26 protein-coding genes and 1 pseudogene are annotated in these 26,191 nt (G+C 67.6%); 15 read left to right on the top strand and 12 right to left on the bottom strand.

Features of this window, described 5'->3' with window-relative positions:
* Together CA982_RS16265 and CA982_RS16260 are read left to right on the top strand one after the other, a co-directional pair.
* Positions 1 to 264 (top strand): annotated as a pseudogene (locus CA982_RS16265) (IS110 family transposase); the annotation flags it as partial.
* A gap of 254 nt (positions 265 to 518) precedes the next feature.
* Positions 519 to 1,355 carry an MBL fold metallo-hydrolase gene (locus CA982_RS16260; protein ID WP_086536301.1) on the top strand — a complete coding sequence of 279 codons (837 nt, stop codon included), beginning with the start codon at positions 519 to 521 and terminating at the stop codon, positions 1,353 to 1,355.
* 16 nt (positions 1,356 to 1,371) lie between these two features.
* Here the strand turns inward: CA982_RS16260 and galE are convergent, their stop codons facing one another.
* The gene (gene galE, locus CA982_RS16255) at positions 1,372 to 2,391 is read right to left on the bottom strand and encodes a UDP-glucose 4-epimerase GalE (protein WP_086536300.1); all 1,020 of its coding nucleotides are present in this window, start codon (positions 2,389 to 2,391) and stop codon (positions 1,372 to 1,374) included.
* Between the two features lie 47 nt (positions 2,392 to 2,438).
* A complete protein-coding gene (gene rfbB / locus CA982_RS16250) occupies positions 2,439 to 3,443 on the bottom strand; it encodes a dTDP-glucose 4,6-dehydratase (protein ID WP_086536299.1) in 1,005 nt (334 codons plus the stop codon).
* 132 nt (positions 3,444 to 3,575) lie between these two features.
* Here rfbB and rfbA point away from each other — a divergent pair, with 132 nt between their 5' ends.
* Together rfbA and CA982_RS16240 are read left to right on the top strand one after the other, a co-directional pair.
* Positions 3,576 to 4,451: a glucose-1-phosphate thymidylyltransferase RfbA gene (rfbA, locus tag CA982_RS16245; RefSeq protein ID WP_086536298.1), complete on the top strand. Its 876-nt coding sequence runs from the start codon at positions 3,576 to 3,578 to the stop codon at positions 4,449 to 4,451.
* Between the two features lie 15 nt (positions 4,452 to 4,466).
* The gene (locus CA982_RS16240; RefSeq protein ID WP_086536297.1) at positions 4,467 to 5,084 is read left to right on the top strand and encodes a dTDP-4-dehydrorhamnose 3,5-epimerase family protein; all 618 of its coding nucleotides are present in this window, start codon (positions 4,467 to 4,469) and stop codon (positions 5,082 to 5,084) included.
* A gap of 69 nt (positions 5,085 to 5,153) precedes the next feature.
* Here the strand turns inward: CA982_RS16240 and CA982_RS16235 are convergent, their stop codons facing one another.
* The 3 genes from CA982_RS16235 to CA982_RS16225 all read right to left on the bottom strand — a co-directional run bounded on the left by CA982_RS16235 (position 5,154) and on the right by CA982_RS16225 (position 7,793).
* Positions 5,154 to 5,948, bottom strand: coding sequence for an ABC transporter permease (locus tag CA982_RS16235; RefSeq protein WP_086536296.1), 795 nt, complete (start codon positions 5,946 to 5,948; stop codon positions 5,154 to 5,156).
* A 9-nt stretch (positions 5,949 to 5,957) separates the two neighbouring features.
* Positions 5,958 to 6,896, bottom strand: a complete 939-nt coding sequence (locus tag CA982_RS16230; RefSeq protein ID WP_086536295.1) for an ABC transporter ATP-binding protein — start codon at positions 6,894 to 6,896, stop codon at positions 5,958 to 5,960.
* 354 nt (positions 6,897 to 7,250) lie between these two features.
* A complete protein-coding gene (locus CA982_RS16225) occupies positions 7,251 to 7,793 on the bottom strand; it encodes an EXLDI protein (RefSeq protein WP_086536294.1) in 543 nt (180 codons plus the stop codon).
* A 125-nt stretch (positions 7,794 to 7,918) separates the two neighbouring features.
* Between CA982_RS16225 and CA982_RS16220 the strand changes: the two genes are divergently transcribed.
* Positions 7,919 to 8,650, top strand: a complete 732-nt coding sequence (locus tag CA982_RS16220; protein ID WP_244176315.1) for a hypothetical protein — start codon at positions 7,919 to 7,921, stop codon at positions 8,648 to 8,650.
* Here CA982_RS16220 and CA982_RS16215 read toward each other — a convergent pair.
* Both CA982_RS16215 and CA982_RS16210 read right to left on the bottom strand, forming a co-directional pair.
* The gene (locus CA982_RS16215; RefSeq protein ID WP_086536292.1) at positions 8,647 to 8,997 is read right to left on the bottom strand and encodes a DUF2304 domain-containing protein; all 351 of its coding nucleotides are present in this window, start codon (positions 8,995 to 8,997) and stop codon (positions 8,647 to 8,649) included. The two genes, CA982_RS16220 and CA982_RS16215, sit on opposite strands and share 4 nt — an antisense overlap.
* Positions 8,998 to 9,004: 7 nt before the next feature.
* Positions 9,005 to 9,706, bottom strand: coding sequence for a glycosyltransferase family 2 protein (locus tag CA982_RS16210; RefSeq protein WP_086536291.1), 702 nt, complete (start codon positions 9,704 to 9,706; stop codon positions 9,005 to 9,007).
* Positions 9,707 to 9,797: 91 nt separating this feature from the next.
* On the opposite strand from CA982_RS16210, the gene CA982_RS16205 reads away from it, so the two are divergent.
* The gene (locus CA982_RS16205) at positions 9,798 to 10,652 is read left to right on the top strand and encodes a glycosyltransferase family 2 protein (protein ID WP_086536290.1); all 855 of its coding nucleotides are present in this window, start codon (positions 9,798 to 9,800) and stop codon (positions 10,650 to 10,652) included.
* 104 nt (positions 10,653 to 10,756) lie between these two features.
* Here the strand turns inward: CA982_RS16205 and CA982_RS16200 are convergent, their stop codons facing one another.
* Together CA982_RS16200 and CA982_RS16195 are read right to left on the bottom strand one after the other, a co-directional pair.
* Positions 10,757 to 12,034: a polysaccharide biosynthesis protein gene (locus CA982_RS16200; protein ID WP_086536289.1), complete on the bottom strand. Its 1,278-nt coding sequence runs from the start codon at positions 12,032 to 12,034 to the stop codon at positions 10,757 to 10,759.
* An 8-nt stretch (positions 12,035 to 12,042) separates the two neighbouring features.
* Complete coding sequence (locus tag CA982_RS16195; RefSeq protein WP_086536288.1) at positions 12,043 to 13,410, bottom strand: M1 family metallopeptidase; 1,368 nt, start codon at positions 13,408 to 13,410, stop codon at positions 12,043 to 12,045.
* A 221-nt stretch (positions 13,411 to 13,631) separates the two neighbouring features.
* On the opposite strand from CA982_RS16195, the gene CA982_RS16190 reads away from it, so the two are divergent.
* Complete coding sequence (locus tag CA982_RS16190) at positions 13,632 to 14,057, top strand: DoxX family protein (RefSeq protein WP_004019708.1); 426 nt, start codon at positions 13,632 to 13,634, stop codon at positions 14,055 to 14,057.
* A 4-nt stretch (positions 14,058 to 14,061) separates the two neighbouring features.
* On the opposite strand, the gene CA982_RS16185 is transcribed toward CA982_RS16190, so the two are convergent.
* Positions 14,062 to 14,643: a hypothetical protein gene (locus CA982_RS16185; protein WP_208617966.1), complete on the bottom strand. Its 582-nt coding sequence runs from the start codon at positions 14,641 to 14,643 to the stop codon at positions 14,062 to 14,064.
* Positions 14,644 to 14,774: 131 nt separating this feature from the next.
* Here CA982_RS16185 and CA982_RS16180 point away from each other — a divergent pair, with 131 nt between their 5' ends.
* Positions 14,775 to 15,272, top strand: coding sequence for a DUF5709 domain-containing protein (locus tag CA982_RS16180; RefSeq protein WP_086536315.1), 498 nt, complete (start codon positions 14,775 to 14,777; stop codon positions 15,270 to 15,272).
* Positions 15,273 to 15,411: 139 nt separating this feature from the next.
* Here CA982_RS16180 and CA982_RS16175 read toward each other — a convergent pair whose 3' ends face one another.
* Positions 15,412 to 16,164: a Clp protease N-terminal domain-containing protein gene (locus CA982_RS16175; protein ID WP_086536287.1), complete on the bottom strand. Its 753-nt coding sequence runs from the start codon at positions 16,162 to 16,164 to the stop codon at positions 15,412 to 15,414.
* Positions 16,165 to 16,338: 174 nt separating this feature from the next.
* Here CA982_RS16175 and egtB point away from each other — a divergent pair, with 174 nt between their 5' ends.
* Positions 16,339 to 17,676, top strand: coding sequence for an ergothioneine biosynthesis protein EgtB (egtB, locus tag CA982_RS16170; RefSeq protein WP_414962124.1), 1,338 nt, complete (start codon positions 16,339 to 16,341; stop codon positions 17,674 to 17,676).
* Entirely contained in the window at positions 17,673 to 18,647 is a 975-nt protein-coding gene (gene egtD, locus CA982_RS16165; protein WP_086536286.1) for an L-histidine N(alpha)-methyltransferase, read from the top strand. Before egtB ends, egtD begins: the two co-directional genes overlap by 4 nt.
* Here egtD and CA982_RS16160 read toward each other — a convergent pair.
* The gene (locus CA982_RS16160; protein WP_086536313.1) at positions 18,628 to 19,689 is read right to left on the bottom strand and encodes an LLM class flavin-dependent oxidoreductase; all 1,062 of its coding nucleotides are present in this window, start codon (positions 19,687 to 19,689) and stop codon (positions 18,628 to 18,630) included. The genes egtD and CA982_RS16160 overlap by 20 nt on opposite strands.
* A 188-nt stretch (positions 19,690 to 19,877) precedes the next feature.
* Between CA982_RS16160 and CA982_RS16155 the strand changes: the two genes are divergently transcribed.
* The 5 genes from CA982_RS16155 to CA982_RS16135 are packed head-to-tail and all read left to right on the top strand — an operon-like array spanning position 19,878 to position 26,173.
* Positions 19,878 to 20,267: an SHOCT domain-containing protein gene (locus CA982_RS16155; protein ID WP_086536285.1), complete on the top strand. Its 390-nt coding sequence runs from the start codon at positions 19,878 to 19,880 to the stop codon at positions 20,265 to 20,267.
* 15 nt (positions 20,268 to 20,282) lie between these two features.
* The gene (locus CA982_RS16150) at positions 20,283 to 21,266 is read left to right on the top strand and encodes an ABC transporter permease (RefSeq protein WP_086536284.1); all 984 of its coding nucleotides are present in this window, start codon (positions 20,283 to 20,285) and stop codon (positions 21,264 to 21,266) included.
* Position 21,267: 1 nt separating this feature from the next.
* Complete coding sequence (locus CA982_RS16145) at positions 21,268 to 22,293, top strand: ABC transporter permease (RefSeq protein WP_086536283.1); 1,026 nt, start codon at positions 21,268 to 21,270, stop codon at positions 22,291 to 22,293.
* Positions 22,290 to 24,521: a dipeptide ABC transporter ATP-binding protein gene (locus CA982_RS16140; RefSeq protein WP_086536282.1), complete on the top strand. Its 2,232-nt coding sequence runs from the start codon at positions 22,290 to 22,292 to the stop codon at positions 24,519 to 24,521. The genes CA982_RS16145 and CA982_RS16140 overlap by 4 nt, the downstream gene beginning before the upstream one ends.
* A complete protein-coding gene (locus CA982_RS16135) occupies positions 24,518 to 26,173 on the top strand; it encodes an ABC transporter family substrate-binding protein (protein WP_086536281.1) in 1,656 nt (551 codons plus the stop codon). The genes CA982_RS16140 and CA982_RS16135 overlap by 4 nt, the downstream gene beginning before the upstream one ends.
* The last annotated feature ends 18 nt before the right edge of the window (positions 26,174 to 26,191 follow it).

Raw genomic sequence — 26,191 nt, 5'->3', positions numbered from 1 at the left:
GGCAAAGGCCACGTCGTGTTGGCCCGCCATATCCGCAACACCCGACTCAACGCCGCCGCCACGTGCATGGCCCAAGGCGCGCTGACCGGTAGCCCCGGCGCCCGCGCCTACTACGACAATCTCCGCGACCAGAAGAAGTCCCACACCCAAGCACTACGCGCGGTCGCCAACCGGCTCGTCGGCATCCTCCACGGCTGCCTCACCCACCGAACCCTCTACAACGAACACACCGCCTGGCACCACCGCACCAACCTCGCCGCTTGACACCTTGCACCCCTGGGATGTCTTCGTGACGCTCGCAAGCTCGCTCCTCAGGGAGCAGGGGTCGGGCTCGCAAGCTCGCTCCTCAGGGAGCAGGGGTCGGGCTCGCAAGCTCGCTCCTCAGGGAGCATGGTCGGGCTCGCAAGCTCGCTCCTCAGGGTGCAGGGGAGCAGGGGAGGCGCCGCTCACCGGTCAGGTGCCGGGAGGGACGCGGCCAAACACCCCTGTGCCTCACGAGCAGGGGCTAGCGTCGGGACATGCGTCCCTGGATGTGTGTCTTCTGTGCCAACGAGTTCCCGCCGGGCGAGGCGCCGCCCGCGACGTGCCCGATCTGCGACGACGACCGACAGTGGCTGCCGGTCAGCGGACCGAGCTGGACCCGGCTCGACGAGACCGCCGACAACGCACTGACCGTGCAGGAACTGGAACCCGGGCTCACCGCGCTGTCGGTGCAGCCGCCCGTCGGGATCGGTCAGCGCGCCCTGCTCGTCGGCACGACCGAGGGGAACATCCTCTGGGAGCCGCCGGGCTTCATCGGGCCGTCCCTGGTGGACTGGCTCGACGCCCACGGGGGCGTCGCCGCCCTCGCCGCGAGCCACCCCCACCTCGTCGGGGCGAGCGTGTCCCTCAGTCACCGCTTCGGTCGGGTCCCGGTGTTCTACAACGACTCCGACCGGCGATGGGTCACCCGCCCCGACCCGGTCGTCCGCTTGTGGTCGGACAGCACCGAGGTCCTCGGCGGGGTCCGACTCGTCCAGTGCGGCGGCCATTTTCCCGGCAGCGCGGTATTGCATCTACCCGACGCCGCGGACGGTCGGGGTGCGCTGCTGACCGGCGACACCATCAAGGGCGTGATGCAGCCGGGCATGGTGACGTTCATGCGCAGCTACCCGAACATGATCCCGCTGTCGCCGCGACTCGTTCGCCAGATCGTCGAGCGGGTCGGCGAGCTCCGCTTCGACCGCCTCTATGACGCGTTCGGCGTCGTCGTGGAGGACGACGCACGTGAGGTCGTCGAGACCTCCGCCGAGCGCTACATCGGCTGGGCCACCGACGCGATCACCGACCCCGACGACCCGCACGTGCCCGCCTGACGAGCGGTGGATCGACTCAGGCGTCGGGATAGCCCTTAGGGTTGCCCGACTGCCACCGCCACGTGTCGGCGCACATGTCGTCGATGGTCTTGGTGGCACGCCAGTTCAGGTCGGCGTTCGCGCGACTCGGATCGGCATAGGAGGCGGCGATGTCGCCGGCGCGGCGCGGGGCCACCTCGTAGGGGATCGGCCGGCCGCTGGCCTCCTCGAACGCGTGCACGACCTGCAGGACCGAAACACCCTGACCGGTACCGAGATTCCACGTCGACATGCCGGTCTCGCCGGTGCTGATCCGGTCGAGCGCCGCCACGTGGCCCGCGGCCAGGTCGTCGACGTGGATGTAATCGCGGACACCGGTGCCGTCCGGGGTGTCGTAGTCGTCGCCGAAGACCACCAGCTTCTCGCGTCGGCCGACCGCGACCTGCGCGACGAACGGCATCAGGTTGTTGGGGATGCCCGATGGATCCTCACCGATCTGCCCGCTCGGGTGTGCACCCACGGGATTGAAATAGCGCAGCGCCGCGATACGCCAGGCATCCGAACTCGCGGCGACATCGCGCAGGATCTGCTCGATCATCACCTTGGTCCAGCCGTACGGATTCGTGGCCGACGTGGGCAGGTCCTCGGTCATCGGCAGCTCGGGCTCGGCTCCGTAGACCGTCGCCGACGACGAGAACACCAGCGTGTGCACGTCGTGGCGCTCCATCGCGCGGAGCAGCGCGAACGTCGTGCCGAGGTTGTTCTGGTAGTAGTCGAGCGGTTTGGCCACCGACTCGCCGACCGCCTTGTACCCCGCGAAGTGGATGACTGCGTCGATGTCCTCGTGCGCGAAGAAGTGCTCCGTCTTGTCGACGTCGGCGAGGTCGAAGGCGTGCACCGGGATGGAACGCTCGGTCAGCGCCTCGAGCCGACCGACGACGGTCGGTTTGGCATTGCTGAAATCGTCGACGATGACCACGTCGTGTCCGGCCGAGACCAATTGGATGACGGTGTGCGAGCCGATGTAGCCCGCGCCTCCGCTCACGAGTACGCGCATGACGACCACCGTAAGCCGCGACCCTGGGAACGGGCCAAGTGCCGCGGTCAGCCGGTGACGCGTTCGGTGGTGGCGTATTTCTGTTCGACTGCTTCTTTGATGGGTTGCCACCAGGCGGGGTGGTCGCGGTACCAGGCGATGGTGGCGGCCAGGCCGGCGCGGAAGTCGAGGTAGGAGGGGGTCCAGCCGAGTTCGGTGCGTAGGCGGGTGGAGTCGATGGCGTAGCGGCGGTCGTGGCCGGGGCGGTCGGTGACGAAGTCGAAGGCGTCGGTGGGTTGGTCGAGGAGTTCGAGGATGGTTTCCACGACGGTGCGGTTGTCGACTTCGCCGTCGGCGCCGATGAGGTAGGTCTCGCCGATCCGGCCGCGGTCGATGATGGTCCACACGGCGTCGTTGTGGTCGTCGACGTGGATCCAGTCGCGGATGTTGCGGCCGTCGCCGTAGAGCTTGGGGCGGACGCCGGAGAGCACGTTGGTGATCTGGCGGGGGATGAACTTCTCGATGTGCTGGTAGGGGCCGTAGTTGTTGGAGCAGTTGGAGATGGTCGCGGCCACGCCGAAGGATCGGACCCAGGCGCGGACGAGCAGGTCGCTGCCGGCCTTGGTCGAGGAGTAGGGACTCGAGGGGTTGTAGGCGGTGGTCTCGGTGAAGCGGGCGGTGTCGTCGAGGTCGAGGTCGCCGTACACCTCGTCGGTGCTGATGTGGTGGTAGCGCACCTGGTGGGTGCGGACGGCTTCGAGCAGGGTGTAGGTGCCCACGAGGTTGGTGGTGACGAAGGCCGAGGGATCGGCCAGGGAGTTGTCGTTGTGGGATTCGGCGGCGAAGTGCACGACGAGGTCGGTCTCGGCGACGAGTCGGTCGACGAGGGCGGTGTCGGTGATGTCGCCCTCGACGAGTTCGACGCGGTCGGCGACCGGGGCGAGGGTGTCGGGGTTGGCGGCGTAGGTGAGTTTGTCCAGGACCCGGATCGAGGTGTTGGGGCGGGTGGCCAGCGTGCGGAGCACGAAGTTGGCGCCGATGAACCCGGCACCCCCGGTCACGAGAACACGCACGTGCGAGGCCTTTCGTCGAGGTCGGTGGACGCCGTCACTCTACCGAGGAGCCGGTGTCGTCGTCCCGGCCGAGCGCATGGCGGCCCGACTCGCATGCCGTCGTCCAGGGTGTCGGGCATTACCCTGATCGCCATGAGAGGGATCATCCTGGCCGGCGGTACGGGCACGCGGCTGCACCCCATCACGCAGGGGGTGAGCAAGCAGCTCGTCCCGGTCTACGACAAGCCGATGATCTACTACCCGCTCTCGACGCTCATGCTGGCCGGCATCCGCGACATCCTGATCATCACCACCCCGCACGACGCCCCGGCGTTCGAGAACCTGCTCGGCAGCGGCGATCAGTTCGGCATCAACCTGACCTACAAGACACAACCCTCCCCGGACGGCCTCGCCCAGGCCTTCGTGCTCGGCGCCGATCACATCGGCACCGAGTCGGTCGCACTCGTGCTCGGCGACAACATCTTCTACGGCCCCGGACTCGGCAGCCGGTTGCAGGGTTTCGAGAACGTCGACGGCGGTGCGGTGTTCGCCTACTGGGTGGCCAACCCGGAGGCCTACGGCGTGGTCGACTTCGACGCCGACGGCACCGCCATCTCGTTGGAAGAGAAGCCCGCCGACCCGAAGTCGAACTTCGCGGTACCCGGCCTGTACTTCTACGACAACGACGTCGTCGACATCGCCCGTGACCTCGAGCCCAGCGCCCGTGGCGAATACGAGATCACCGACGTCAACGCGCATTACCTCGACCGCGGCAAGCTGTCGGTCACCGTGCTGCCCCGCGGCACGGCCTGGCTCGACACCGGCACGTTCGACAGCCTCCTCGACGCCGGCAACTTCGTACGCACCGTCGAACAGCGTCAAGGGTTGAAAATCGCTGTCCCGGAGGAGATCGCGTGGCGACAGGGCTATCTCGACGACGAGGCCCTGCGGGCTCGGGCCGACACACTGCGCAAGTCGGGTTACGGTGACTATCTGCTGGAGCTCCTTCAGCGTGGCAAGGGTTTCTGACGCGAAAGGCTTCTCATGAAGGTCCGCCCACTCGCCATCGAGGGCGCCTGGGAGTTCACCCCGGTCCAGCACGGCGACGCCCGGGGGTTGTTCGCGGAGGCGTTCAAGGCCGACGTGGTGGAAGAGGCCATCGGTCACCGCTTCGACCTCGCGCAGGTGAACCTCTCGGTGTCCGCGGCCGGCGTGCTCCGCGGTGTCCACTTCGCCGATGTCCCGCCCGGGCAGGCGAAGTACGTCACCTGTCCCACCGGTGCGATTCTCGATGTCATCGTCGACATCCGCGTCGGCTCACCCACTTTCGGTACATACGACACCGTCCTCCTCGACGATGTCGACCGTCGTGCGGTCTACCTCTCGGAGGGCCTCGGACACGCGTTCTGCGCGCTCGCCGACAACTCGACGGTGACCTACCTCTGCTCCACCGGCTACAACCCGACCGGTGAACACGGCATCAACCCGCTCGACCCCGAACTCGCCATCGACTGGCCGACACAGGCACGCGACGGTTCACCACTGGAATTCGAACTCTCCCCGAAGGACACCGCGGCGCCGGGGCTCACCGAGGCGCGTGAGTCGGGCCTGCTCCCGAGTCACGACGAGGTGGCCGAGTTCCTGCGATCCCGACGGAACTGAGGCGTCCGAACGCCGGCACGTGTACGGCGTGGCCGTACACGTGCCGGGTCGGGCCGGGTCGGGTGGACGTCACCCGTTGGTCGACCGACGGAACGCGGTGACCGCCCAGAAGTAGCCGACCACCAAGAACACCACGCACCATCCCAGGGCCCACGGCCAGCGATCGCTGATGTCGAGACCCATGAGGAGGCCGCGCAGCGTGTCCGCGATGGGACTGAAAGGTTGGTATTCGGCGAACTGGCGCACGCCGTTCGGCATGCTGTCCGTCGGGACCAGCCCACTGCCCAGGTAGGGCAGGAACAGCAGTGGCAGGGGCATGTTGCTCGCACTCTCCGGGTTCGGCGCGACGACGCCCATGGCAACCGCGATCCACACCAGACCCGCGGTCAGCAGCAGAAGCAGGCCACCGGCGGCGAACCAGTCGAGCAGCGTCGCGTCGGCACGGAAGCCGAGTGCGAAGGCCACCGCGAGCAGGAAGCAGACCGCGACGACACCCTGGATCAGGGCGCCGACGAAGTGCCCCGCCAGGATCGCCGTCGGGGGAGTGGCCAGCGATCGCAACCGGTTGATGATGCCCTCGGTGACGTCCTGGTTGACCGAGACGGCCACCGCCACCGTCAGGAACGACGGCACGAAGAGGAGCAGGCCGGGCAGCAGATAGTTGATGTATCTGCCGTCGATCGGTCCGTCCGCGGACAGCGCGCTCTCGATGGCGCCGCCGAAGAAATAGGTCATCATCAGCAGGATCACGACCGGCATGGCGATGGTCGAGAACATCATGGTGGGGTAGCGCCGTAACCGGATCAGGTTGCGGCGCACCATCACGGCGGAGTCCGACAGGGTGTGGTCGAGCGTGGTGGTCATGGCTTCTCCTCAGTTGGTGGTGGCCGCGGTGCGGCCGGTGATGGTGAGGAAGACATCGTCGAGATCCGGTGTGTGCACCGAGATCCCGGCGGCGTCGATGCCTGCCTCGTCGAGAGTGGCCAGGACGTCCCGGACAGCGCCGATGCCGGCGCCCCCCGGCACGGCGAGGGTGCTCTCGCCCGGGGTGTCGACAGCCGCCGGAAAGCGGACCCGCGCTCGTTCGAGGTCGTGGGCGTCGGTGAAGTCGATCCGGATGTACCCGCCGGGGACAAGTCGTTTCAGTTCGGCCGCTGTGCCCTCGGCCACGATCCGGCCCCGGTCGAGCACGGCGATGCGGTCGGCGAGATGATCCGCCTCCTCGAGGTACTGGGTGGTGAGGAAGATGGTGGTGCCGCCGGCGACGAGACCGCGCACGGTGTCCCAGACCGCCCGGCGGGACCGTGGGTCGAGTCCGGTCGTCGGCTCGTCGAGAAAGATGATCGACGGCTCGCCCACCAGCGTCATGGCCAGGTCGAGGCGTCTGGTCATGCCGCCGGAGTAGTCGGCAACCCGACGGTCCGCGGCGTCGGTGAGGTCGAAGTCGGCGAGTAATCGATCGACCCGTTCACGGGCCGCCGTCTTCGGCAGGTGCCGCAACCGGGCAACCATGGTGAGGTTCTCCCGTCCGGTCAGCAACGTGTCGACCGCGGCGAACTGGCCGGTCAGACCGATCTGCGCGCAGATCGCGGCGCGGTCGGTACGCGGATCCAGGCCGGCGATCTCCACATCGCCGGCGTCCTGATGCGACAGCGTGGACAGGATCTTGACCGTGGTCGTCTTTCCCGAGCCGTTGGGACCGAGCAGCGCGAACACGCTGCCGGCGGAGACCTCGAGATCGATACCGTCGAGGACGGTGTGGTCGCCGAAGGACTTCGTGAGTCCGGTGGCGCGGATGGCGGTCGTTGTCATGATCGTGCTCCCTGTGGTTGACGTTCATAAATAAATACATGCGCATGTGTGCATGTTTGGGTGGACGATCGTCCCTGAGGACGTCGCCGGGAGTGCTCGGTTGTTCAGCGGTGCGGACGGGTGGGTCGCAGCCGTGCCGTGACCCTTCGTGACGCCCCTCCGCAGGCTCCGGGGCTCCTCAGGGGGCGGAGGTGACGCCCCTCCGCAGGCTCCGGGGCTCCTCAGGGGGCGGAGGTGACGCCCCTCCGCAGGCTCCGGGGCTCCTCAGGGGGCGGAGGTGACGCACCCCCTGCTCCCTGAGGAGCGAAGCGTCACGAAGGGTCTTCGACTGTCACACATCCAGGTCTTCGACTGTCACACATCCAGGTCTTCGACCTCGGGTCGGAGGGCCGCCGCGGTGCGTGCGTAGAAACGCTCGGGGACAAGGGGTTTGAGTTGATCGGCGGTGTCGACGATGTCGACGCGGTAGTCGCCCCAGTCGGGCAGGTCGGCGGTGAACAGGCTGCGGACGCTGGGCAGTCCGGTGAGGTCCTTCAACCAGTTGCCGGTCTTCTGTCGATGTGTCACACCGTAATTCGCCCAGTCGACGTGGTGCACCGCGAGGACGATCTTGCCCGTCCGGCCCTCGTAGGCACTCAATTTTGTTGCGTTGCCGGTGGTCTCGTCGTACTCGGTCTCCTCGGCGAGGAGTCTCCCGAAAAACCGTTTGCGTCGGACGCCGTCGGGTCCGTCCCGGAGTACCACTTCCTCGTAGCCGGCGTCGCGGTAGTCGGCCGCTCGCACATAGGCGCGCAGCGCCTCCACGACCGCGCCGGAGAGATTGCCTCCCGACACCTGTTGCGCACGTTCGAGGACCTTGATGTCCTCGTCGGAGACATAGATCGTCTTGTTGGGCATGCGCTAACTATAAGTAGATGTATACGTAGACGCAAGGCCTGAGGGGCAGGGTCTTGGGCGAGCCGTCCACCGACGCTCGGTCTATGAATTGTTCAGTAGGCTGAGTGATGGGAGGTGGCGAGCGGATGCTCACAGAACTGCTGGGGAACTCGGCGATCATGGCCGCGATCGGGCTCGGCATGATCGCGTTGACCGCGTGCGCGGTCTACCTGTGGCGACGGTGCGGGGCGGTGGCCTTGTCGGTGGGTCTCCTCGGGGTGGCGCTGACGTTCGACAATGCGGCGGTCGCCGTCGGGCGCGTGGTCGGATTCGGCGACGTTCTCCTTGCGATCAATCTGCCGCGGTTCTGGATTCACGGGATCATGACGCCGCTGATCGTGGTGGCCACGGCCATCGTGGCGCGGCGGCTGGGAGTTCGCTGGAGCCGCTCGGTCGTCGTGGTCGGGGTCGTGCTGGTCACCACACTGGTGGTCGTCGGGATCGTCGAACTCTTCATGGCGCTGGAACTGACGCCGGCGACCGACGGTGACGCGCTGCGGTACGCGAACGCGGCGGCCGCCGGCCCGCCGATCCCCGCGCTGGGCACGGTGCTGCTGCTCATCGCGATCGGTGTGTCCGCGTGGCGTCAGACAGGATCGTTCTGGCTTCTCGCGGGGTCGGTGACGATGCTCGTCACCGCGGCCGCCGGTATGTCGCTTCTCTGGCTGGGCAACGTCGGTGAACTCGTGCTGTACGCATCCATCGTCGCCACCATGTTCCAGATGGCCGCGATCGAAAGCCGTTCTGCCGTCGGTGATCCGGACGAGTCGCCGGAGTCGGAGAATTCTGCGGCGCAGCGGATGACGGTAGGAGGTTAGTCGCCCGTTCCGCGGTTCTCGCGCTCGGCGTCCTGCAGCGCGATCGCGCGGGCCAGTCGCGCGTATTTGACCTCCAGGTCGCGGAACCGCAGGTACGTCGACACCGTGGTGAACGCGAACGCGATGACCAACAGGAACAGCACCAGGTCGAGCCCGCGCTGGATGCCGATCTTGTTGGCGACCCATGTGACATCGTCTTGACGCAGCATCGCGTAGAGGCCGAATCCGATGAACGCGACGAACAACAGCTTGACTCCCGCCGACGCGCGAGCCGTTCCGCGGTTCACCACGAAGAAGCCGACGAGCGCGACCAGACCGAGGATCGCGAGGATCTGGAACCAGATCATCGTGGCATCACTTCCTCATCCGCGTGTGGAAGAGCCCATCGGCGACGATGTTGACCCCGTTGATCAGCGACTGTCCCTTCGCCCGTGAATAGTCGGTGTAGAGGATCGTCACCGGCTGCTCGGCCACCCGCCACCGGTGGTGATCGATCAGCGCGATGAACTCCGACGCGTGGCTCATCCCGCTCATGAGCAGATCGAGCTGATCGGCCACGGTCTTGTTGAAGGCCCGAAGTCCGTTGTGCGCGTCGGACAATCCGAGGCGGCGGGTGCGCGGACTCAAGAACACGATGGTGCGCAACGCCATCCGGCGCAGCAGCGGAACCGATTCGCTGCGACCGTCGGCGAATCGTGTGCCGACGATGATGTCGACCGGTTCGCGCCGCAACCGCTCGATCATCGCCGAGACGTCGTCGACCTGGTGCTGGCCGTCGGCGTCGAAGGTCACGAAGAACCGGGCCCCCGGCCGGCGACGCGCGTACTCGACCCCGGTCTGGATGGCGGCGCCCTGACCGAGGTTCACGGGGTGGCGCACCAGATGCACGCCCGCGGCCCTGATCTCCTCGGCCGAGTTGTCCGAACTGCCGTCGTCGACACAGACGATGTTGGGGAACGTCTCGCGGGCTCGGGATGCCACCTCGCGGATCACCTGGCCCTCGTTGAAAACGGGTACCACCAGCCACACGTCGGCGTTGGTACTGGGGTCGGCCATGGTCAACAACCCTAACCCGCTCCCACGTGGTGCCTGTCGTCCGGCACGCCTCGTGCGCGGCAGGGGGTTCGGACCTGGTTAGTCTTGTCCGGTGACGATCGACGTGATGATGCCGTATTACGGCGACGTCGCCCGGTTCCAGCAGGCGGTGACCAGTGTTCTCGAGCAGAACGACCCGGAGTTGCGCCTGGTGGTCGTCGACGACTGTTATCCGGATCCGACGCCCCGACGGTGGCTGGAATCGCTCGGTGATGCTCGGGTGCACTACCTGCGCAACGAGACCAATCTGGGCGTGAACGGGAACTTCCGCCGCTGTGTCGACCTGGTGACCGCCGACTGGTTCGTCGTCATGGGATGCGACGACCTCATGCGCCGGGACTACCTGAGCACCGTCCGCACGCTGGCCCGTCACCATCCCGACGCCGCGGTCATCGCGCCCGGAGTCGATGTCATCGACGAGAACGGCCGGGCCGTCACGCCCCTGGGCGACCGGATCAAGTCGGTTCTCGCCCCGCCGCGAGCGACCGTGCTGGCCGGGGAACGGCTCGCGACGACGCTGTATCACGGCAACTGGACCTACTTCCCGTCCCTGCTGTGGCGGACCGCCGCTGTCCGCGAGGTCGGGTTCCGTCCGGGCCTCGAGATCGTCCTCGACCTCGCGCTCCTCGTCGACCTCGCGAGTGCCGACGGGTCGCTGGTCTACGACCCCGAGGTCGTCTTCTCCTACCGCAGGCACAGCGCCTCGGTGAGTTCGGTCCAGGCGGTCGACGGTCGGCGGTTCGCCGAGGAGAACCGCTTCTTCGCCGAGGAAGCCGAACGCTGCGCCGCGCGCGGCTGGCCGACGGCGGCGCGCGCCGCCAGGTGGCACGCGACGTCGAGACTGAATCACCTCTCCGCCCGCGTCGGGGCGGGCCTCGGCCGGTTGCGGAGGTCGTCCGGGAGCTAGGAGCGCCCCGCTCCTCAACGAAAGACCCCCCTGCTCCCTGAGGAGCGAGCTTGCGAGCGGACCCCCTGCTCCCTGAGGAGCGAGCTTGCGAGCGTCACGAAGGGTCAGGCCCGCAACGCCCCGACGAGATGCACGCCGAGCCCGATCAGCGGGCCGACGACGAGGGCGGCGCAGGTCCGGGTCGCGACGTCGAACGGCAGCAGCAGCAGCGCGACGGCCACGAGGGTCGACACCCACCACCCCGCCGCATACCAGCGGTGGGCGCCCGCGGCGATCGCGGCGGCGCCGGTGACCGTGAGCAGCGCCAGGCAGGTCGCGCCGAGTGTCAGCAGCGCCACGACCGACCCGTCGAGATCGAAGTCGGCACCGAACACCGACGTCAGCAGCCACGGACCCAGCAGCCACGCACCGAGAACCCCGACCGCGCCGACGGCGGCGACGATCCCGAGTGGCGCACCGAGCGACGCGAGCCTCCGGTCGCGGCGGTCGACGAACCGTGAGATCAGAACGCCTTGAAAGCTGTTGAGCGGCACCAGCAACGGCGCCCGCGTCAGGGTGACGGCGAGGATCAGTGCGCCGATCGTCCGGGTGTCGTCGGCGTCGGGCCCGCCGCGCAGGTCGGTGGTGAGGTTGATGAGGACCGGAAACCCCATGACCAGGACGGCGCTCGCCGCGGCAGCGGCCATCGCGGTCAGTGTGTTGACCGTCAGACGCCGGGCCGGGATGTCGCCTTCGACGCCGATCGCGCGGCGGGCCGTCGCCGACACCACCAGCACCACGCACCACGACACGGATCCGATGACGGTGACGACGAGGAACGCGGTGGTGCCCCAGCCGGCCGCCACCGCGATCCCGGCCCCCGCCAGCCGGATCAGCGCGTCGACCGACAGCAGCACCGCGAACGACGACCAGTTCAGTCGTCCCGACAACGCACCGCACAGGTGCGCGTACACCGCGAAGCTCGCCACGCCGACGGCGAGCAGCAGCACCGACAGTCCGCGACTCTCGGTGAACACCCGGCCGCTCCACAGCGGTGACGACACGAGGACGAGAACGGCCAGGCCCAGACCGATGCCGGTGTTCACCAGGAGCGGTCTCGACCGGGCGAGACCCTCCGACGCCGCGGTCCGCACCGCCCGGGTCGTCTCCTGCAGCTGTCCGTTCTGCGCGCCGGTCACCAGACCGTAGGCCGCCCAGAACACGGCGAACACGCCATAACCGACGGCGCCGAGATGGCGGGCCGCCAGGAGCAGGACGACATATCCCGACGCGGCCGCGACCACCGTCGCGATCGTGACCCGCCCCAACGAACGGGCGGAGGCGTCGCCGGGCGGGACCGCCACGCCCGGGTCGGGACCCGGCGTCGTCGGATCGGTCGTCATCGAACGGGTCAGGACGGACCGGGGAAGGGCGGCAGTTCGGGCGTGAACAGCCAGTCGTCCCAGAGTTCCCTGAGGGGCTTCGACGAATGGGTCGCCGCGAGCGCCATGAAGTCCTCGGTGGTCACCGAGCCGTAGCGGTACTTGTCGGTCCACCGTCGCAACAGGGCGAAGAAGTCTCCGTCACCGATGGTCAGCCGCAGTGCGTGCAGGGTGAGTGCGCCGCGCTTGTAGATCCAGTCGTCGAACATCTTGCGCGGGCCGGGATCGGCGAGTGGCACTCGTACCGGAGACGATTCGAGTTTCGCGTAGTAGTGACGCGCCCACTCGTCGGCGCTCCGGCCGCCCGAGTGCTGACTCCACAGCCACTCCGCGTAACAGGCGAAACCCTCGTGGAGCCAGATGTCGCGCCACCGGGCCGCGGTCACCGAGTTGCCGAACCACTGATGGGCGAGTTCGTGGGCGATCAGCCGCTCCGCGTGCCGGCTGCCGTCGCAGTGGTTGGCTCCGAAGGTGGAGAAACTCTGCGCCTCGATGGGGATCTCGAGCTCGTCGTCGGTCACCACGACGGTGTACCGGGGGAAGGGATAGGGCCCGAACATCTCGACGAAGGCCGAGACCATCTCGGTCTGCTGGCCGAAGTCGATGCCGAAGTTCTCCTCGAGGCGGGCGGGGACCAGACCCGAGACCGGAATCGGCTTGGACGCCAACGAGATCTGCTTGTACTGGCCGATCTGGATCGACGCCAGGTAGGTGGGCATCGGCTCCACCTGCTCGTACACCCAGGTGGTGTGCGCGGCGCGGACCCGTTTGGACTCCAGGACGCCGTTCGCCAGGGCGTGATACGGGCTGTCGGTGGTGATCGAGATCCGATACGGCGCCTTGGCGCTCGGGTGGTCGTCACAGGGGAACCACGACGCCGCCCCGTTGGGCTGGTTCGCGCAGAGCGCGCCGTCGGTCAGTTCCTCCCAGCCGACCTCACCCCACGGACCGCGGATCGGGTGGGGGCTGCCGTGATACCGGACCGTGATGGTCATGGCACCACCCGGGGGCAGCGGAGTGTCCGGCGTGATGGTCAGCTTGTGGTGGCGATGCGAGTATCGGGCGCGTTTGTCGTTGACCGACACGCGGTGCACCGAGAGCGAACTCGCCAGGTCGAGAGTGAACTTCTTGAGTTCGGCGTACGACGTCGCGGTCAGGACCGCGGTCCCCTCGAGCCGATTGCTCGCCACCTTGTACTCGAGCTCCAGGTCATACCGGGAGATCCGATAGCCCAGATTGCCGTTGTCGGGCAGGTATGGATCGAGGACGTCGGCGGGTGCACCCAACACTGGTTGCCCGGAGTTGCCCCGTGAACCCAGCCCAAACTTTCCCGGCACTCTCGACTCCTACTCCGTTCTGCCCGGTGGGCTGACGTGCGGTGACGCGCTTCGAGGAGTCGCGTCGGCGACGCAGTGCGACCGGTCACGAAGCGGTTGCGGTTGGGTGGTGATGTCTCGATTCGGCAGTTCACCCCCGACGGGGCGATGCTGTCCCGGACACTGAGAGAGTACCTGGCGGCGGCGCAGCCGGCCCGCCCGATCGATTCGAGGAGTGCGGAATGAGCGGATTCGGTAGTGTGGCGCAGTTTCTCGCGCGCCTGATACTCGGCATCATCTTCATCGCCCACGGTTGGCAGAAGTTGTTCACCCAGGGCATGGACGCCACCAAGGTGGCCTTCGGGCCCGGCGGGATGGACGTGCCGTACCCGGAGCTGGCGGCGTACTACGCCACCTGGGTCGAGCTGATCGGTGGCATCCTGCTGATCCTGGGACTGCTGCTGCCCATCGTCGCGACCCTGCTGATCGCGGACATGATCGGCGCGATCGTGTTCGTGCACTGGGACGCCGGGTTCTGGAACATGGACGGCGGTTACGAGTGGCCGCTCGCCCTGATCGCAGGCCTGCTGGCAGTCGGCTACACCTCGGCCGGCCGGATGGGCGCCGACAGCTACATCATGCGACGACGCCGCCGCGACGTCGTCTGACGGATCAGGCGAAAGCCAGACCATCGATCGTGGCCGTGCTCGTCGACACCGCGCCGGTGTCGGCGAGGGCGGCCACGAGTCGTGCGATCGTCTCTCGCTCCTCCTCGGCGTGGCGGAGACCGACGCCGTCGATGAGGCCGGGCGAGAGCAGGGCGAGGGGATCGGTGTCGTGCCGGTGGATGACCGCCGCGCCGAGAAGGCGTTGCGCCTGGCCGGGATCGGACTCCCAGAGTGCGTCGGCGGTGAGCAGGTACAACCGGATGGCCGGTGGGTAATCGTGCAGGTGCACGAGCGCCCACGCCCAGTGTTTCGCCACATCGACCGTGTCGGCTTCGGCCCGCCCATGCGTCCGGACGTACTTGCCGTGCAATTCGCGACACAGATGACTTGCGTCGGACCACAGCATGAGATGCGACATACACCGGACGCAGTCGTGCAGATTGGACAGGTACATCACCGAATACGGTCCCTCACGGCGCGACCTGATCTCGCGGAGCACGGAGAACTCGGCCAGCGCGTGGTCGTATTCACCGGCCGAGAGCAGCGCCTGGGCCTCGGCCTGCATTTCCTCGATCACCCTCGACATTGTCGCCGATCCGGGACCCCGACATCGGCGATTCGATCGAATCGAGCCAGTCGCTCCGACGACCGCCGGTCGCGTCCCGACGTCCGGGGCTGTCCTGGCGAGAGTCCCGGCGGACTGGCATCGTGGCAGAGATGAAGGACGACATCGGTAGTACCCCGGAGGGCTCGGACGGCGAGTACAGCCTCGACGAGGACGATCAGCTGCAGCCCGAGGACACGCTGGTCGACCGTGGCGTCGACGACGTCCTCGACGAGGGGTACTCACCGCCCGACTATGTCCCCAAGGGCGCCGTCCACGGGCTGACCTCCCGCGAACAGGCCGAGGGCGAGACGCTCGACGAGCGGCTGGCCGAGGAGGAGCCCGACGTCGGTGCGGTCGATCCGCTCGACGAGATCACCGCCGAGGAACGTTCTCGGACCGATTGGCGCGCACACGATTCCGATCGGGATGAGGAGTTCGAGGAGGATGACGAGGTCGGGGACCGGCGGGCCGGTCGCCTGATCGCGCCGGACGCCGGGTCGGGCATCGACACCGAGGCCGAGGCGGTAGCCGAGGACGCCGGCATCGACGGTGCCGGCGCCTCCGCGGAAGAGGCTGCCGTGCACTACATCTCCGACACCCCCGAGTAATCGCTTCGCTCCCGGCGCCGGTGGTTTGATCGGCCCGCTCGCTTCGCTCCCGGCGCCGGTGGTTTGATCGGCCCGCTCGCTTCGCTCCCGGCGCCGGTGGTTTGATCGGCCCGCTCGCTTCGCTCCCGGCGCCGGTGGACTATCCGGTCGGCGACGACTGTTCCACCACCTGCGCCAGCGCGGACACGATCGTCGCGCGGATGGCATCGGCGGTGAGGCCCAACTCTGTCATCGTGTCGGCCAGCGCCGGGTCGGCGAAGAACCCGAGCAGGAGATGCTCGGTGCCGATGTAGTTGTGCCCGAGTTCGAGGGCGACACCGACGGTGGCCTCCAGCACCGACTTCGCCGCGTCGTCGTAAGGCACCACGCTGGTGGCCTCATCGTCGGCGAGGTCCCGCGTCGCGGGGATCAGCGGTGCGACGGCTGCGCGCCACGCATCGGCGTCCACGCCGAGCTCCCGCAGCACGACGAAGACGAGAGACGTCGGTTCGACGGTCAGGGACTGCGCGATATGAGCGGGCGTCACGTGCTCGGCCCGATCGGCGGCCGCGGCGGCGTTCGCGCTCATCAGGACATTCGCCGCACGCGGCGTGAACCGCGAGAACGGGTTGTCCGCGGCGGGTGCGTCGGTGTCGTTCGCCGACGACACGCGATCGACGAACCGCTTCTGAGCGGCCTGTTTGCTCACGCCCATGCTGGTGCCGATCGCGGTCCACGACGCGCCCGACCGGCGGGCCTGATCGACGAAATGCCCGATCAGGCTGTCGGCGACGTCGCCCAGGTGCTGCGCCGCGACGACGGCATCAGACAGCTGATCGAGGGGATCGTCATGGACCTTGCGGATGGCGTGGATGAGGTCGTCGAGGCGGATGGGGATCGAGTTCTGCGTCATGCGTCAACCGTAGGTTGACGGCAGGGATCCGTCAACCCTGAGTTGACGAACGAGCTCGACCGGACCGGTTAGGGCCGCGTTCGTTGACAGGGACGGCACGCGTCATGACGATGGATGCGGAGATCGGCGAAGTCGTCGCCGATCGCTCCAATTCTTGCCACGGGAGGTTTTCCAGTGAGCATCACCGAACCGTCGGTTCGTCCCCAGTCCCCATCCACCGGGTCCGCGGGTTCCGCGTCCGACACGGGTGCCGAGATCCCCGCGGCCGACCGCGTCGTCACCGACGTCGCACGCCGCTTTCTCGACGTCCGCGCTCTGACCGACACGCTGGCCGAACGGCTCTCGCCCGAGGACCAGACGCCGCAGTCGATGACCGAGGCCAGTCCGGCGAAATGGCATCGCGCACATGTCACCTGGTTCTTCGAAGAGTTCATCCTGCGGCAGGACCCCGGTTACACGGTCTACGACGACACCTTCCGGTACCTGTTCAACAGCTACTACGAGGCTGTGGGAGAACGACATCCGCGTCCGGATCGCGGTCTCGTGACCCGGCCGGGTGTGCGCGACGTGACCCGCTACCGCGAGCACGTCGACGCGGCGATGGTGGACCGCCTCGAACGCGGAGACCTCGACGAGGCCGCTCTCGAGCTGGTCGAGCTGGGGTGCAATCACGAGCAGCAACACCAGGAACTGCTGCTCATCGACATCAAGCACCTCTTCTCCACGCATGCGTTCGGGCCGGTGTACGTGGATCGCGAACCCGACGAACCGGGCGTCGTGACGCCGGTGGGCTGGCGGCAGTTCGAGGGCGGCGTCGTCGAGGCCGGCGCGGTGGGCAGTGGATTCTCCTACGACAACGAGGGGCCTCGGCACCGGGTGTACCTCGAGGACTTCGAGATCGCCGACCGCGCGGTGACCAACGCGGACTGGCTGGAGTTCATGGCCGACGACGGTTACCGGCGCGCCGAGTTCTGGCTGTCCGACGGATGGGCGACGATCCGCGAGACCGGTTGGGAGGCGCCCGGATACTGGCGCGACGAGACCGGCACGCGCTCGCCCGATCCCGCCGACTGGACCACGTACACCCTGTCCGGCCGGCGGCGAATCGTGCCGGACGAGCCCGTCGCGCATGTGTCCTTCTACGAGGCCGACGCCTATGCGCGCTGGGCCGGTGCGCGTCTGCCCACCGAATTCGAGTGGGAGATCGCCGCGGGCTCACTGGGTGCGCAGCGTGGCGCCCTGCTCGATCCCGGGCGATGTCATCCCGGCCGCGCCGGCTCGGCGATGATCGGCGATGTGTGGGAATGGACGGCGAGCGCATACCTGCCCTATCCCGGCTTCGTTCCCGCCAACGGGGCGGTAGGTGAATACAACGGGAAATTCATGTCCGATCAGCACGTGCTGCGCGGGGCGAGTGCGGTGACCCCCGCGGGCCACGAGCGCCTGACCTATCGCAATTTCTTCCCGGCGCCGTCGCGTTGGGTCTTCTCGGGACTGCGGCTGGCCCGATGAGCCTCGACAGCGACACCCCGGTGCAGACGGCCACCGAAGGCCTTGCCGCAGATGCACTCTCGGGCTTGTGGCAGCAGCCGCCGGTCCTGCCGACCAAGTGGCTCTACGACGAACGCGGCAGCAAGCTGTTCGACGAGATCACGCGGTTGCCCGAGTATTACCCGACCCGCCGCGAGACCGCGATCCTGCGAGCCCGGTCGGCCGAGATCGCGTCGGCCACGCGTGCGGAGGTCATCGTCGAACTCGGTTCGGGCACGTCGACCAAGACGCGTCTGCTGCTCGACGCGTTCGTGGACGCCGCTGCCGGCGGGGAGCGTCCGACATACGTACCCGTCGACGTCAGCAGCGAGATGCTCACCGCGACAGCTGAAGTGCTCGCCGTCGACTATCCCGGGATCGACGTGGTGCCCGTGGTCGCGGACTTCACCGAGCCGGACCTGGATCTGCCGCCCGCCGACGGGCCGCGTCTCGCGGTGTTCCTCGGCGGTACCATCGGCAACTTTGATCCCGATGCGCGCACGGAGTTCTACCGCGCGATGGTCGGCTCGCTCTCGCCGGGCGACTACTTCCTGCTGGGCACCGACCTGATCAAGGACACGGGGCGACTCGTCGCCGCCTACGACGACAGTGCCGGTGTCACGGCGGATTTCAACCGGAACATGATCGAGGTGTTGCGGGCCGGCCTCGATGCGCGTGGGCTCTACACCGACGACTTCGACCACATCGCCCGGTGGAACCCGGACGAGCACCGCGTCGAGATGTGGTTACGCGCACGCCGCGACGTCGACGCGTACTTCGGCGCGCTGGGCCGGTCGTGGCGAGTCCCGGCCGGAACCGAGATCCACACCGAGATCAGCACCAAGTTCGAGCCCGGCGCGCTCGCGTCCGAACTCGAGGCGGCCGGCCTGTCGGTCGTGTCGGCGTGGACCGATCCCGCGGGGGACTTCCAGCTCACCCTGACTCGACGCTGAGCAGTTCACGCACTCGTGGGATGACCCGGGTCCCGTAGAGCTCGATGCTGCGCATGAGCTCGGCGTGACCCAGCGTGCCGTGCGAGTACTTCAGATCGAATCGGTTCAAGCCCAGAGCCCGCACCGTCGACGCGATCTTGCGGGCAACGGTGTCGGGCGACCCGACGTAGAGCGACCCGCCGGGCCCCGTCGATCGCTCGAACTCGATGCGGGTCGGCGGCGGCCATCCGCGTTCGCGGCCGATCCGCCCGACGTACTCGCGGTAGTGCGGCCACAGTTCCTCGCGTGCCTGGGCGTCGGTGTCGGCGACATGGCCGGGTGAGTGGACACCGACGGGCAGCGGGGACTTGTCCATCTCGCGCAGGGCGCGGTGGTAGAGGTCGACGTAGGGCTGAAACCGCAGCGGGTCGCCACCGATGATCGCGAGCATCAGCGGCAGCCCGTACGACGCGGCGCGCACCACCGACTCCGGGCTTCCGCCGACGGCGATCCAGGTCGGCAGGGGAGGGTTCTCGAGTTCGGGGTAGACCGCCTGGGTATGCAGCGGGCTGCGCGTCGAACCCGACCACGACACCGGTCGGCCGGTGCGCAGTTCGGCGAACAGGGCGAGCTTGTCGCTGAACAGTTCCTCGTAGTCGGAGAGGTCGAATCCGAACAGCGGGAACGACTCGGTGAACGATCCGCGACCGAGGATCACCTCGGCTCGTCCCGACGACAGCGCATCGACCGTCGAGAATCGCTGGAACACGCGGATCGGATCGTCGGAACTGAGCACGGTCACCGCCGAACCCAGTCGCATCCGGCTGGTGCGCGCCGCGATGGCACCGAGTACGACCTCGGGTGCCGAGACGGCGTAGTCGTCGCGATGATGCTCACCGACACCGAGGAAGTCGACGCCCACCTCGTCGGCGAGAACGGCCTGCTCGAGCAGATCGCGCAGTGTCCGGGCGCCGGAGCGCAGGGTGCCGTCGGCGTCGGCGGTGATGTCCCCGAACGTGTCGAGCCCGAGCTCGACGTCGGAGACCGCGGTGTGAGAGTCCATGTCGCCCTTCGCGGGTTGTGATCGCACGGGGCGAAATCGCGGATTCGCGCCCGTCATGTCTTGTCACACGATTTCACGGACATCTTTCCGGTTCGTCAAGGTGTCCAGCTCACGGCTGTGTAATGCTCATATCGGTTCATGTGCTCGGCGGGAACACGCCGATTCTTCTAGACAAGGGAGACACTCCGATGTGGGATTCATTCTGGGACTTCATCTGGTACACGATCGTCATCTTCGCGTTCGTCGCCTACCTGATCGTCCTGTGGCACATCATCAGCGACCTGTTCCGGGACAAGGCCGCATCAGGTTGGCAGAAGGCGGCGTGGGTGGTCTTCCTGATCATCTTCCCGTACATCACCGCCATCGTGTACCTGCTGGCCAAGGGCAAGGGGATGGCCGAGCGTCAGCGGGAGGCCTACAGCGAGGCCAAGCAGGCATCCGACGAATACATCCGGTCCGTGGCCGGTACCACGCCGACCCAGCAGATCGCCGACGCGAAGAACCTGCTCGACTCGGGCGCGATCACGCCGCAGGAATTCGAACACCTGAAGAGCAAGGCCCTCAGCGGCGCTGCCTGACGTCCGGGAGCGGGAGTGATCGGATACCTGTGCAGGCGCCTCGCTGCCTGGGCCGCACTGGTGTTCGTCGCGACCAACCTGACCTACTTTCTCGCGACCTGGTTTCTCGATCCGCGGTCGAATTACGCTCTCCGGCGACCACCGTTGCCGGAGAGCGTCGTCGACGCCTCGCTCGAGACCTACAACCTGAACGACAAGACACCGCTCCTGGAGAGATGGTGGAACTGGCTGACCGGGATAGTCCTCCACTGGGATTGGGGCTCGACCCCCGTCGGTGAGAGCGTCAACAGCGAGATCGGTTTCCGGCTGGTGTCGTCTGTTCACTTGCTCGCGGCGGCCACCGTGCTGTCGACGATCGTCGGCATCGCCCTGGGTGTGTACACCGCCCTCCGGCAGTACAAGGTGTCCGACCGGGTGTGGCAGTTCATCTCGATCGCGACCATCAATCTGCCGGTCCCCGTGGTGGGGCTGGGGATCGTGCTGGCCGCGATCTCACTCAATCAGACTGTCGGACACACGGTCGTCTACGTCTCGGGCGCGTCGAGCATCGGCATCGAGGGCTTCGTCCCGACGCTGTTCGACCGTGTCCAGCACCTGATCCTGCCCACCATCACACTCGTGATCGTGCAGTACGCCGGTCTGCACCTGCTGCAGCGTTCTCTCGTGCTCGACACCGTCAACGCCGATTACGTCCGGACCGCGCGGGCCAAGGGGCTCACCCGTGGTGTCGCCGTCCGCCGACATGCCCTGCGCACGGCCATCATCCCGGTCGCGGTCGGTGTCGCCTTCGCGATCCCGGCGGTGTTCACCGGCGCCGTGCTCACCGAGACCATCTTCGGCTGGGAGGGCATGGGGCGCTACTTCGTGACCTCCATCAACACCAACGACGTCCACGGCGTCGTGGCGGTGGCCGCCTTCGGCGCCCTCGCGACGGCCGTCGGGGCGATTCTGGCGGATCTGGCGGTCGTCTATCTCGATCCGAGGGTGCGGGTGAACTGACATGACGATGCTGCCGCCTGAACCACGCGGTCGGAGTTCCGGACACCAGGACGCCACCGTGCCGATCATGGGGGAGGCCGGGGGCCTGCTTGCCGAGTCCGACACCACATCCGTGCCGATCGCGCGGCGTCGAGCGGGTCGGACGACGATCTTGGCAACGCGCTACCGGCGGAACCGCTCCGCGATGCTCGGACTGCTCATCTTCGGATTGCTGGTGCTGTTCGCGCTGTTCGGCGGGCTGTTCACGGCGTACTCCTACACCGACACCGACTTCCTCGCGATCGGCTTCCCGCCGACGACGTCGGGATCGGACGGTGCGCACTGGTTCGGCACGAACGACGCGGGCAACGACCTGTACGCCCAGGTCGTCCACGGACTCCGGCGGTCGCTGACGATCGCGTTGTCGGTGTCGATCGGCACCACCGCGATCGCGGCGGTGCTGGGCGGACTGGCCGCGTACTTCGGCGGGTGGGTACAGCGGATCATCCTCGGCGCGGTCTACCTGCTGCTGGTCGTGCCGACGTTCCTGATCCTCGCGCTGGTCTCCAACAGCACCGCCGGCGACTGGCGCTGGTTGATCGTCGTGCTCATCGCGTTCGGGTGGATGATGCTGGCGCGGGTCATCCACTCGCTCGCGGTGACCGTACGCGAACGCGACTATGTCACCGCCGCACACTATCTCGGGGTATCACCGCTGACGATCATCCGACGACACATCCTGCCCAACATCGCCTCGCTCCTCGTCGTCAACTTCGCGCTCGGCGTGGTGGCCACCGTCTTGGCCGAGACCGGTCTGTCCTTCCTCGGTTTCGGCGTCAAGATCCCGGACGTGACCCTGGGGTCGTTGCTGCAGGCCGGCGCGGGAACGCTGGCCGCCTCCCCGTGGCTGTTCTGGTTTCCGGCCGGGGTGTTGTCGTTGCTGACCGTGTCGATGGCACTGATCGCCGACGGGTTGCGCGATGCCTTCGACCCGACCTCGCGGGCGTCGACCCGTCGATCCCGCCCGACCGGGGAGGCCGGGCGATGATCGCCGCCGTCGACTCCGTCGTGCAACCGGCGGTCGTCGCGGTCCGCGATCTGCGGGTGGACTTCGACACCGAGGCCGGCACGGTGAACGCCGTCCGCGGCCTCGACTTCGAGCTCCGGTCCGGTCGGACGACGGCGCTCGTCGGCGAATCGGGTTCGGGCAAGTCGGTGTCCGCCTTGGCCGTTCTCGGGTTGCTGCCCGACGCCGCGCGGGTCTCGGGTTCGGTGACCCTGCGGGGCCGTGAACTGGTGGGGTTGCCGGATCGGGACTTCTCGGCGATCCGGGGTTCGGAGATCGCCATGGTGTTCCAGGACCCGCTGTCGGCGCTCACGCCGGTGTTCACCGTCGGCGCCCAGATCGTCGAGGCGTTGCGTGCCCACCGCCAGATCTCCGGCAAGCAGGCGTGGGCACGGGCGGTCGAGTTGCTCGATCTCGTGGGTATCGCGGATCCGGTGCGGCGGGCCAGGGCCTTCCCGCACGAACTCTCCGGTGGCATGCGGCAACGGGTGATGATCGCGATGGCCATCGCCAACGATCCCGCCGTGATCATCGCCGACGAGCCGACCACGGCGCTCGACGTGACGATCCAGGCGCAGATCCTCGAGGTGCTGCGCACCGCGCGGCGGGAGACCGGCGCCGCCATGCTCCTCATCACCCACGATCTCGGGGTGGTCGCAGGCAACGCCGACGACGTCGTGGTGATGTACGCCGGTCGGGCCGTCGAAACCGCGGATGTGGAACCGGTTTTCGTCCGCCCGCGGATGCCGTACACGATCGGGCTGCTGGGTGCGGTCCCGCGCGTCGACCGTCGGACAGACGCGCTCACGCCGATCCCGGGCACGCCACCGGTCCTCATCGACCCCGACGACGCCTGTCTGTTCGCGCCGAGATGCCCCCTCGCGATCGACGAATGCCTCCACACCGAACCGGAACTGCTGCCGCTCGCCGGGGATGACGACCGTCGTGATGACAGTGCGGGTGATGACAGTGCGGGCGGTGACAGTGCCGGTGACGACACGCCGGCCGTGCACCGCGCCGCGTGCATCCGTGCCGACGAGATCGGAGCCGACGGACGGATCGGCGGCCACCCCGTCTACGGCCCGCTCGCTCCGCTCCCGGCGCCGGTGTCATTCGGCCCGCTCGCTCCGCTCCCGGCGCCGGTGCCATCCGGCCCGAACCCCCGGGACGACGAGGATCACGCGGCGGCAACAGTTCTCGAGGTCGAGCAGATGGTCAAGGCCTTCCCCCTCACCCGCGGCCTGCTCCGACGTCGTGCCGGGTCGGTCCGCGCGGTCAACGGGATCTCCTTCGACCTCCGACGCGGCGAATCGCTGGCGATCGTCGGCGAATCGGGAAGCGGGAAGTCCACAACCCTGCTCGAGATCATGAACTTCGATCAGCCGGCCGGTGTCGTCCGCATCGGCGGGGTCGACCCGGCGTCGGTGCGCTCGCGTGCCGCACGTGCGCTGCGCCGGAAGGTGTCGATCGTCTTCCAAGACCCCTCGGACGCTCTCGATCCGCGTTTCACCGCCTTCGACATCGTCGCCGAACCACTCCGCGCGCTCGGCCGCGCAAAGTCCGAGACCGACAGCACCGTCGCCGATCTCATGCTCCGGGTGGGACTCGACCCCGTCCACGCCGACCGTTTCCCGGCCGCGTTCTCGGGCGGGCAGAAACAGCGACTGGCCATCGCGCGGGCCCTGGCCACCGATCCGGAGCTGATCATCCTCGACGAACCGCTGTCCGCGCTGGACGTCTCGGTGCAGGCCGACATCGTCAACCTCATCCGCCGGTTGCAGTCCGACGGTGACGTCGCCTATCTCGTCGTCGCGCACGATCTGTCGGTGGTGCGCCAGCTCGCGGACCGGATCGCGGTGATGTACCTCGGGGCCATCGTCGAAGAGGGGCCCACCGAGCGCGTCTTCACCCAACCGCTGCACCCTTACACGCGGGCTCTGCTGTCGGCGGTCCCGATCCCCGATCCGCGTATCGAACGCGAGCGCCGACCGATCGTGCTCCGGGGCGAACAACCGAGCCCCACCGAGGACATCCCCGGATGCAGCTTCGCCGCGCGGTGTCCGTTGCATCGTGAACTCGACGACCCGCAACGCGAACGCTGCCGCACGGTCGTCCCCGGGTTGCGCACCACCGGGCAGGACCCGGACAAAGATCACCGCGCGGCCTGCCATTTCGCCGGACAGGACTTCGGCCCAGGGAGACCGGCGTGAGACAACATTTCTGCATCCTCCTGTCGGCCTTGGTGCTGGTGGTGGGTTCCGTCGCGGGATGCGGCGCCGCGCTCGACACCTCAGCGGTGACGACCGGCGGTGCGTCGCTGAATCCGCAGCCACGCGAGAACCTGCGCGACGGCGGCAGTCTCACGACCGCCATCACCGAGGTCTCTCCGCAATGGAACACCTTCCACGCCGATGGCTCGGCGTACACGCTGGCGCTGTGGCGGTGGTACAACCCGAATCTGGCCTACTTCTCGCCGGACGGCGAGTATTCACCGAACCCCGACTACCTCACCGACGTCCGCACCGAGATCGTCGACGGCGACACGGTGGTCACGTACTCGATCAATCCGCAGGCGTTCTTCAACGACGGGACGCCCATCGATTATCGGGCCTTCGTCGAGACATGGCGGACCAGCAGGGGAATCGACGATCGCTACATCGTGAGCTCGACCGATGGGTACAGCCAGATCGCCTCGGTCACCAGGGGACTCGACGATCGGCAGGCGGTCGTGCGATTCGACGGCGTGTATGCGTGGCCGGACGGTCTGTTCAATCTGGTGCTGCATCCGAAGGCGGCCTCTCCGGACACCTACAACAAGGGATACGTCACGAACCCGCACGCCGAATGGGGAGCCGGGCCGTACACGATCGCGTCCTACGACCCGAACGCGGGAACGGTCGTCTTCGAGCGCAATCCGAAATGGTGGGGCAAGCCGGGCAAACTCGACCGGCGCGTGTTCCGTCAGCTCGAGTCGCAGGCCGCACTCAACGCCTTCCAGAACGGCGAGATCGACGTGGCCGGAGTGGCCACGAAAGATGCCCGTGCCCGCGTGCTGACCATGAACGGGATCGACATCCGAACGGCCGCATCACCCCAACAGGCCCTGCTCGCCCTCAACCTGGACGCCCCGATCCTCGCCGACCGGATCGTGCGCGAGGCGGTGATGACGGCGATCGACCGGGAAACTCTGGCGCGCATCCGGTTCACCGGTCTCGATTACACCGAGGAACTTCCCGGATCACTGTCGCTGTATCCGTTCCAGCCCGGCTATCGGGACAATCTCGCCGGTGTGGTGTCCTACGATCCCGATCGTGCCTCGCGGCTGCTCGATCAGACGGGCTGGCGCAGCGGGGACGACGGCATCCGGACGAAGGACGGCGCGCGACTCTCACTGACCCTGCCGAACATCGGCGACGACACCACGACCGCCAACCTGTCCCGTGCCCTGCAGGCGATCCTGGGCAAGGTCGGCATCGATCTCGTCGTGACGCAACGCCCGTCGTCGGACTTCTCGACGGTCGTGGTGAACAAGGAATTCGATCTGTTCATGATGGGCTTCGCCTCGAGCGATCCGTTCGGGATGGCCTACTTCTGTCAGATCTGGTGCAGCGACTCGCAATTCAACCCCGCGGGAGCGGGGACACCTGAACTCGACGGGCAGATCGAGGCCATGGCGCAGATCGGCGACCCGACGGCACAGATCGCCGCCGGGAACCGGGTGGAACAGGAGGCCTTCCGGCAATACTCGAACCTGCCCCTGTTCAACGGTCCCGCCATGGTGGCGGTGAAGGAGGGGCTGGCGAACTACGGTGCGGGCCAGTTCTACATCGGCCCGATCGAGGACATCGGATGGGAGAAGTGACGCGGAGTGGCCGAACGG

This window comes from Gordonia lacunae (assembly GCF_002149015.1).
GTDB lineage: Bacteria > Actinomycetota > Actinomycetes > Mycobacteriales > Mycobacteriaceae > Gordonia > Gordonia lacunae.
Note: the sequence above shows the minus strand (reverse complement) of the source record. Positions and strands in the feature narration are given on the sequence as shown.

Excerpts from the sequence above, each read along its gene's own strand:
- CA982_RS16260 (WP_086536301.1), top strand. The coding sequence starts at position 519 with ATGCGTCCCTGGATGTGTGTCTTCTGTGCCAACGAGTTCCCGCCGGGC.
- galE (WP_086536300.1), bottom strand. The coding sequence starts at position 2,391 with ATGCGCGTACTCGTGAGCGGAGGCGCGGGCTACATCGGCTCGCACACC.
- rfbA (WP_086536298.1), top strand. The coding sequence starts at position 3,576 with ATGAGAGGGATCATCCTGGCCGGCGGTACGGGCACGCGGCTGCACCCC.
- CA982_RS16240 (WP_086536297.1), top strand. The coding sequence starts at position 4,467 with ATGAAGGTCCGCCCACTCGCCATCGAGGGCGCCTGGGAGTTCACCCCG.
- CA982_RS16235 (WP_086536296.1), bottom strand. The coding sequence starts at position 5,948 with ATGACCACCACGCTCGACCACACCCTGTCGGACTCCGCCGTGATGGTG.
- CA982_RS16230 (WP_086536295.1), bottom strand. The coding sequence starts at position 6,896 with ATGACAACGACCGCCATCCGCGCCACCGGACTCACGAAGTCCTTCGGC.
- CA982_RS16225 (WP_086536294.1), bottom strand. The coding sequence starts at position 7,793 with ATGCCCAACAAGACGATCTATGTCTCCGACGAGGACATCAAGGTCCTC.
- CA982_RS16220 (WP_244176315.1), top strand. The coding sequence starts at position 7,919 with ATGCTCACAGAACTGCTGGGGAACTCGGCGATCATGGCCGCGATCGGG.
- CA982_RS16215 (WP_086536292.1), bottom strand. The coding sequence starts at position 8,997 with ATGATCTGGTTCCAGATCCTCGCGATCCTCGGTCTGGTCGCGCTCGTC.
- CA982_RS16210 (WP_086536291.1), bottom strand. The coding sequence starts at position 9,706 with ATGGCCGACCCCAGTACCAACGCCGACGTGTGGCTGGTGGTACCCGTT.
- CA982_RS16200 (WP_086536289.1), bottom strand. The coding sequence starts at position 12,034 with ATGACGACCGATCCGACGACGCCGGGTCCCGACCCGGGCGTGGCGGTC.
- CA982_RS16190 (WP_004019708.1), top strand. The coding sequence starts at position 13,632 with ATGAGCGGATTCGGTAGTGTGGCGCAGTTTCTCGCGCGCCTGATACTC.
- CA982_RS16185 (WP_208617966.1), bottom strand. The coding sequence starts at position 14,643 with ATGTCGAGGGTGATCGAGGAAATGCAGGCCGAGGCCCAGGCGCTGCTC.
- CA982_RS16180 (WP_086536315.1), top strand. The coding sequence starts at position 14,775 with ATGAAGGACGACATCGGTAGTACCCCGGAGGGCTCGGACGGCGAGTAC.
- CA982_RS16175 (WP_086536287.1), bottom strand. The coding sequence starts at position 16,164 with ATGACGCAGAACTCGATCCCCATCCGCCTCGACGACCTCATCCACGCC.
- egtD (WP_086536286.1), top strand. The coding sequence starts at position 17,673 with ATGAGCCTCGACAGCGACACCCCGGTGCAGACGGCCACCGAAGGCCTT.
- CA982_RS16160 (WP_086536313.1), bottom strand. The coding sequence starts at position 19,689 with ATGGACTCTCACACCGCGGTCTCCGACGTCGAGCTCGGGCTCGACACG.
- CA982_RS16155 (WP_086536285.1), top strand. The coding sequence starts at position 19,878 with ATGTGGGATTCATTCTGGGACTTCATCTGGTACACGATCGTCATCTTC.
- CA982_RS16145 (WP_086536283.1), top strand. The coding sequence starts at position 21,268 with ATGACGATGCTGCCGCCTGAACCACGCGGTCGGAGTTCCGGACACCAG.
- CA982_RS16140 (WP_086536282.1), top strand. The coding sequence starts at position 22,290 with ATGATCGCCGCCGTCGACTCCGTCGTGCAACCGGCGGTCGTCGCGGTC.